Here is a 5,792-nt window from a genome sequence, read left to right as displayed (position 1 = left end):
GGGGCGCACACCTCGCGTCTGCTACGCGCGCCGCACGGCCGGAGGGAGCGTCACTGGGGGGCGTCCTTCCTGTCCATGTACTCGAAGACGCTGCCGTCCGGGTGGCGGGCCACCAGACTGCGGCCGATGGGTGTGGACTTGGGGCCCGCGATGATCTGGGCTCCCACGGTGTGCAGGTCGGCCAGCGCGTCGTCGACGTCCTTCACGGCGAGTGTGGCCTTGATCTTGCTGAGCACTTCCAGGTGCCCCTCGGGGCCGCTCATCAAGAAGAACGGGCCCACGGCGGCGACTTCCACCGAGCCGTTTTCGAAGCGCGCCGCCTCGGTACCCGCCAGCCGCTCGTACACCGGTACCGCGGCGTCCAGATCGTCGACGCAGATACGCAGCGAGGTCCCCAGAATATCCATGGCCCTACCCTAGGACGGGCCGCAGGCCCTGCCGAACCCCGGCAAGGGGTGGGGAGTTGCCGTACTTCGTTCCGTCCACACGTGGCACGGAAACTCGTCACGCGTGGCGCAGGGTCTCGTCACACGTGGCACGGGATCTCCGTCACACGTGGCACAGGGACCGGTCACACGTGGCAGAGGATCTCGCCGTGGACGACGGTGAACCAGCCGTCCTCTTCGGCGCCCCAGGCCCGCCACGCCTCGGCGACGCGTTGCAGTTCCTGCCGGGTGGCCAGGCCGGATTCGACGGCGAGGTCGGCGTACGCGGAGGCCACCGTGCGGTCCGCCCACAGTCCGCTCCACCAGGCGCGTTCCTCTGGGGAGACGAAGCACCAGGTGCTGGTGGTGATCTCGACGTCGGTGAGGCCCGCCTGGCGGGCCCACGCGTGCAGTCGGCGTCCGGCGTCCGGCTCGCCGCCGTTGGCCCGGGCGACGCGCCGGTAGAGGTCCAGCCACTCGTCCAGGCCGGGCACCTGCGGGTACCAGAACATTCCGCCGTAGTCCGCGTCCCTGGCGGCGACCACTCCGCCGGGTGCGCACACCCGGCGCATCTCGCGCAGCGCGGTGACGGGGTCGCCCACGTGCTGGAGGGTCTGGTGCGCGTGGACCACGTCGAAGCTGTCGTCGGGGAAGTGGAGGGCGTGGACGTCGCCGGTCGTGAACGTGGTGTTGGCCGCCCCGCGTTCGGCCGCCGTCTCGCGGGCCTGGGCCAGTACGCCCTCGGCCGCGTCGAGTCCGGTGACCGTGCCCTCGGGCACCAGGGCGGCGAAGTCGGCCGTGATGGTGCCGGGCCCGCACCCGATGTCCAGGACGCGGTGGTCCGGGCGCAGCGCGCCGAGCAGGTAGGCGGCGGAGTTGTCGGCGGTGCGCCAACGGTGCGAACGCAGGACGGACTCGTGGTGGCCGTGGGTGTACACGGCGGTCTCGTGTGCCATGCGGGCACCTTAACGAGTCGTCTTGCCATGTGAGCAACTGTCTCTCGCATGGTGGACACCGCATGGCGGGCATCTGCGGACGGCCCTCCGCCGGGTTCTCTCGCACCGGCTGCCGGGCGCGGGGGAGTTGGCCACCTGATGCCTCGACCTGACACGGCGGTTTGCCGCCCGTGACGCGGGGCACCCGGGCGCCCGTGCTTCGGAAAGAAGGCACACCCGTGGGAGGGACGCGCGCGCCCCAAGGCCGCTCGGCCGCCCCGCCGGTGCCCTCGCTCCCGCGGTGTCCGTCCGACGACGTGAGCGGTAGGGGAGCACAGCCGATGACCCTTCGTACGAAGCGCTCGAGGCACCCGCACGACGACGCGCCCGACACCTCCGACGAGTTCCGGCGTATCGCCGCACTGCCTGACGGGCCTGAGAAGGAAGAACTGCGCCAGCGCGTGGTGCGGGCCTGGATGCCGATGGCCGGACGGCTGGCCCGGCACTTCCGCAACCGGGGCGAGGCGTTGGAGGATCTCCAGCAGGTCGCCGCGCTCGGCCTGGTCAAGGCCGTCGCCCGTTACGACGTCTCCCGCGGGTGCGCGTTCGAGAGCTTCGCCGTGCCGACCATCGTCGGCGAGGTCAAGCGGCATTTCCGCGACCACATGTGGGGACTTCACGTGCCCCGGCGCGTGCAGGAGCTCCGCAACCGGGTCCGCACCAGCCAGCGCGAGCTCAGCCACTCGCTCGACGGGCGCAGCCCTTCCGTGCGGCGGATCGCCGAACACTGCGGACTCAGCGAGGAAGACGTGCTGCTCGGCATGGAGGCGCTGGAGAGCTACAGCACGCTGTCGCTGGACGCACAACTTCCCGGTGCGGACGACGGGTACTCCCTCGCCGACACTCTCGGGAGCCCCGAACCCGGCTTCGACCAGGTCGTCTACCGGGAGGCGGTCAAACCGCGGCTGCGGCGGCTGCCGGAGCGCGAGCGGCGCATCCTCTACATGCGTTTCTTCTGCGACATGACGCAGAGCCGGATCGCCGAACAGCTCGGTATCTCGCAGATGCACGTCTCCCGGCTCATCAGCCGGACGTGCAGCCGAATCCACCACGAGGTGGAGGCCGACCGGCGCCTCGAACGCGGGGTGCCCGGCGCGGCGGCGCCGGACGCCCACGGCCCTGACGTCGAGGAGCCGGACGCCTCGGGTGCGGACGCCAGGGCGGCGGGTCGGGCCTCGGCGGCTCCGGGCGCCGAGGCCGCGCGCTGTGGTGCCCGCGGCGGCGACGGGCGGCGTACGGCCATGCGCCGGTACGCCGCCCGTCGCCGTACCAGCGCCGGCACCGTCGCCGACGGCAACCGCAAGCACCGTCAGACCTCCAGGGCGGGCGGGTACGCCCGAGGCTCCCAGTCCCCGGTACCGGCCCGCGGCTGAGACGTCCGCCGGAAAGGGGACATGCGGCCTCCCGCGGGAGCGGCCATGCTCCGGCGCGGTGCCGCTGGGGCCGACGGTGCCACCGGGCCGCCGGACCGTCGGTACCGCCGTGCCGACGGACGGCCGCCGTGGCAGCGTCGTCCGCCCGTGCCGACGGACGGCCGCTGTGGCTGCGTCGTCCGCCCGCGGCGGCCTCGTCCGCTCGGGGTGGCGTCCCTCCGCCGGGGTGTCGCGCCCGCGTGGTGCTTTCCGTGTCGGCGATGCCGGTGTCACTGCCGTCTGCGAAGGTGTACACAAGACGGTTGTCTGATCTACAGGTAGGCGGCACATATGCGGCGCACCGGTCAGGGGAGCGAAGGGGGCGCGGGTCCGCGCCCCCTGCCTGGCCTGGCCGCTGTGCGGGAGTCGGCGTGCGGCTACTGGCAGCGGCGCGGTTTGCCGACCGAGCCCGCGCAGGTGGCCGTGGCCCCGGCGGCACCGCTGCTGCTGCTCGCCGTCCTGGCCGCTGCGGGCAGACGGGAGCGGCCGGGTGCGGCGGGCGTGCTCCTGCCGCACCCGTGCACGTCGTGGTACGCGCCGCAGGCCCACCTGCTGGGGCAGCCGGTGCGAACGGTGCCCGTGCCAGCCGAGTGCGGTGGTGTGCCCGACCCGTTCGCGCTGCTGGAGACGGTGCGCAGGGCGCGCGCTGCGGGGGAGGCGCCGCGTGCGCTGGTGCTCTCCATGGCCGACGACGTCACGGGTACGGCCGCGCCTCCGGAGCTGTTGCACGAGGTGTGCGAGGCGGCCGTCGCCGAGGATCTGCTGCTCGTCAGCGACGAGACGTGGCGCGACTCCTCGCACGCCGCGGACGACACCGTCGTGGTCAGTCCTGCCCAGATGCTGGCGGAGGCGGGGCGGCCCGAACAGGTGGTGGTGCTCGCCGATCTCGGGGCGGCGCTGCCGCAGCCGGATCTGCGCGCGGGCGTCGCGCGCTTCTCCGCCACGCGTGGGGGCGAGCTGCTCGGCGAACAAGTGAACGAGGTGCTGGGACTGCTCGGCTCCGGACTGTCGGAGCGGACGGCCGCGGCCGCCGTCACAGCGCTGTCCGAGCCCGCGGAGCTGCGCTCCCGACGGGCCGCCGACGCCCGTCGGCACGGTTGGCTGGCCGGGTTGCTCCACGGGGCGGTCACCGAGGCCGGAGCCACGTGCCGCCCGCCCCACGTGGGCCGCCACGTCTATGCCGACCTCGACCAGCTCAGGACCCGGCTCGCCGCGCGCGGCATCGCGGACGCGCCGGCGCTCGAGGCCGAACTGGTGCGCCGTCTGGGGCCGTACGCGGTGGGCGGGCACCGCTTCGGTGACGATCCACGTGAGCTGCGGGTGCGGCTGTCGACGGGGGCGCTCAGCGGCGCCCCGCCCCACCCTTCCGCCACCGCCGCTGTCGCCCCCACCACCGCCACCGTCACGGGTCCTGCCGCCACCGCCGCGGGCCCTGCCGACGCCGGTTCCGTGCCCGGGGCACGGCAGTGGGGCCCCGCCGAGCTGGGGGCCAGGGAATCGGCGGGCGCGGCCGAGGCGTTGGCACAGGTGCAGTCGGTGCTGGCCGACCTCACGGATGGGAGCTCCCACTAGATGACCGATCGGACCGGGCAGCGTTCTGAGCGCTTCTCCACTGCTTCGTCCCTGTCGGATGAGAACCCGGCACGGGAAGGGCCCGCTTCCGCCGCTTCCCCCAGCGCCCCGCCGACCGGTACTCCATCGACCGACACTCCGTCGTCCGATACGCCGTTGTCCGATGCCCCTTCGTCCGGTACGCCGTCGTCCGGTGCTCCCTCGCCTGGCGCGCTGCCGGGCGGCGAGCCGTCGGAAAGACCGGCGTCCGCCTGCGGCGCCGCCCGCTCCGGGCCGACCGATGTGCTCCTGCGGCCCCCGCCGCCCGCCGTGTCACCGCCGCGCCCCGTCGGGGCGCGGCGCATGTGGCCGCGCTCCTTCGCCGACCGGCTGACCTCGCCGCTGCCCGGTGTCCGCGCGCTGGCCCGGCTGGCCCGTGAGGGGGCGATGCGGCCGGTTTCCTCGGCGCTGGCCGAGGAGATCCCGAAGTTGCCCTTCGCGCCGGGCCCGATGCCCGACCCGGGGCCCGACACCGTCGCCGTCACCTGGGCGGGGCACGCCAGCTGGGTGGTGCGCATCGGCGGTCTGACGGTGCTCACCGACCCGGTCTGGTCCCGGAAGATCCTGGGCACGCCCGCCCGGGTCACGCCGGTGGGCGTCGCCTGGCAGGATCTGCCGAAGGTGGACGCGGTGGTCATCTCGCACAACCACTACGACCACCTGGACGCGCCCACTCTGCGCAGGCTGCCGCGCGACACCCCCCTCTTCGTCCCCGCCGGGCTGGGCGGCTGGTGCCGCAAGCGCGGCTTCACCACCGTCACCGAGCTGGACTGGTGGGAGGGCGCCGAGCTGCCGTCCCCGGCGGGCGCGTCCGCGGGGCAGGCGGGGGGCGGCAGGGTCCGCTTCGACTTCGTGCCGGCGCACCACTGGTCCAAGCGGTCCCTGACCGATACCTGCCGCTCGCTGTGGGGCGGTTGGGTGCTGACCGACCGGCACAAGCAGCGGGTGTACTTCGCGGGCGACACCGGGTACGGGCACTGGTTCGGTGAGATCGGCCGCCGCTACCCGGGCATCGATCTGGCGCTGCTGCCGATCGGTGCCTACGACCCGCGCTGGATGCTGCGTCCGGTGCACACGGATCCGGAGGAGGCGGTGCGTGCCTGCCAGGATCTGGAGGCGCGCCGGATGGCGCCGATGCATTGGTCGACGTTCCTGCTCTCGGAGGAGCCGCCGCTGGAGCCGCTGATCCGGGTGCGGGCCGCGTGGCGGAAGGCGGAGCTCCCGCGCGAAGACCTGTGGGACCTGCCGGTGGGCGCCTCCCGCGTCCTGGAGCCTGCGCACTCCTAGCCACCAGGCCCAGCCACCGGGCTCAGCTCCCGGGCCCTGTCACCGGGCTCAGCCGCCAGGCC

Annotated in this window: 4 protein-coding genes and 1 pseudogene; 3 read left to right on the top strand and 2 right to left on the bottom strand. The window is 73.9% G+C overall.

Annotated elements, in window-relative coordinates; all coding sequences use genetic code 11:
• Nucleotides 1-50 precede the first annotated feature (50 nt).
• Both AB8Z75_RS30820 and AB8Z75_RS30815 read right to left on the bottom strand, forming a co-directional pair.
• On the bottom strand, nucleotides 51-407 hold the full coding sequence (locus tag AB8Z75_RS30820) for a VOC family protein (protein WP_369207761.1): 357 nt from the start codon (nucleotides 405-407) through the stop codon (nucleotides 51-53).
• 164 nt (nucleotides 408-571) lie between these two features.
• Nucleotides 572-1,381, bottom strand: a complete 810-nt coding sequence (locus tag AB8Z75_RS30815; RefSeq protein ID WP_369207759.1) for a methyltransferase domain-containing protein — start codon at nucleotides 1,379-1,381, stop codon at nucleotides 572-574.
• 320 nt (nucleotides 1,382-1,701) lie between these two features.
• Between AB8Z75_RS30815 and AB8Z75_RS30810 the strand changes: the two are divergent.
• The 3 genes and pseudogenes from AB8Z75_RS30810 to AB8Z75_RS30800 form a co-directional block, all read left to right on the top strand.
• Nucleotides 1,702-2,484: pseudogene (locus AB8Z75_RS30810) on the top strand (SigB/SigF/SigG family RNA polymerase sigma factor); the annotation flags it as partial.
• Between the two features lie 639 nt (nucleotides 2,485-3,123).
• Complete coding sequence (locus AB8Z75_RS30805) at nucleotides 3,124-4,404, top strand: aminotransferase class I/II-fold pyridoxal phosphate-dependent enzyme (RefSeq protein WP_369207757.1); 1,281 nt, start codon at nucleotides 3,124-3,126, stop codon at nucleotides 4,402-4,404.
• 282 nt (nucleotides 4,405-4,686) lie between these two features.
• The gene (locus tag AB8Z75_RS30800; protein ID WP_369207763.1) at nucleotides 4,687-5,730 is read left to right on the top strand and encodes an MBL fold metallo-hydrolase; all 1,044 of its coding nucleotides are present in this window, start codon (nucleotides 4,687-4,689) and stop codon (nucleotides 5,728-5,730) included.
• Nucleotides 5,731-5,792: the final 62 nt, after the last annotated feature.

The organism is Streptomyces sp. PU-14G (assembly GCF_041028275.1).
Classification (GTDB): Bacteria; Actinomycetota; Actinomycetes; order Streptomycetales; family Streptomycetaceae; genus Streptomyces.
Note: the sequence above shows the minus strand (reverse complement) of the source record. Positions and strands in the feature narration are given on the sequence as shown.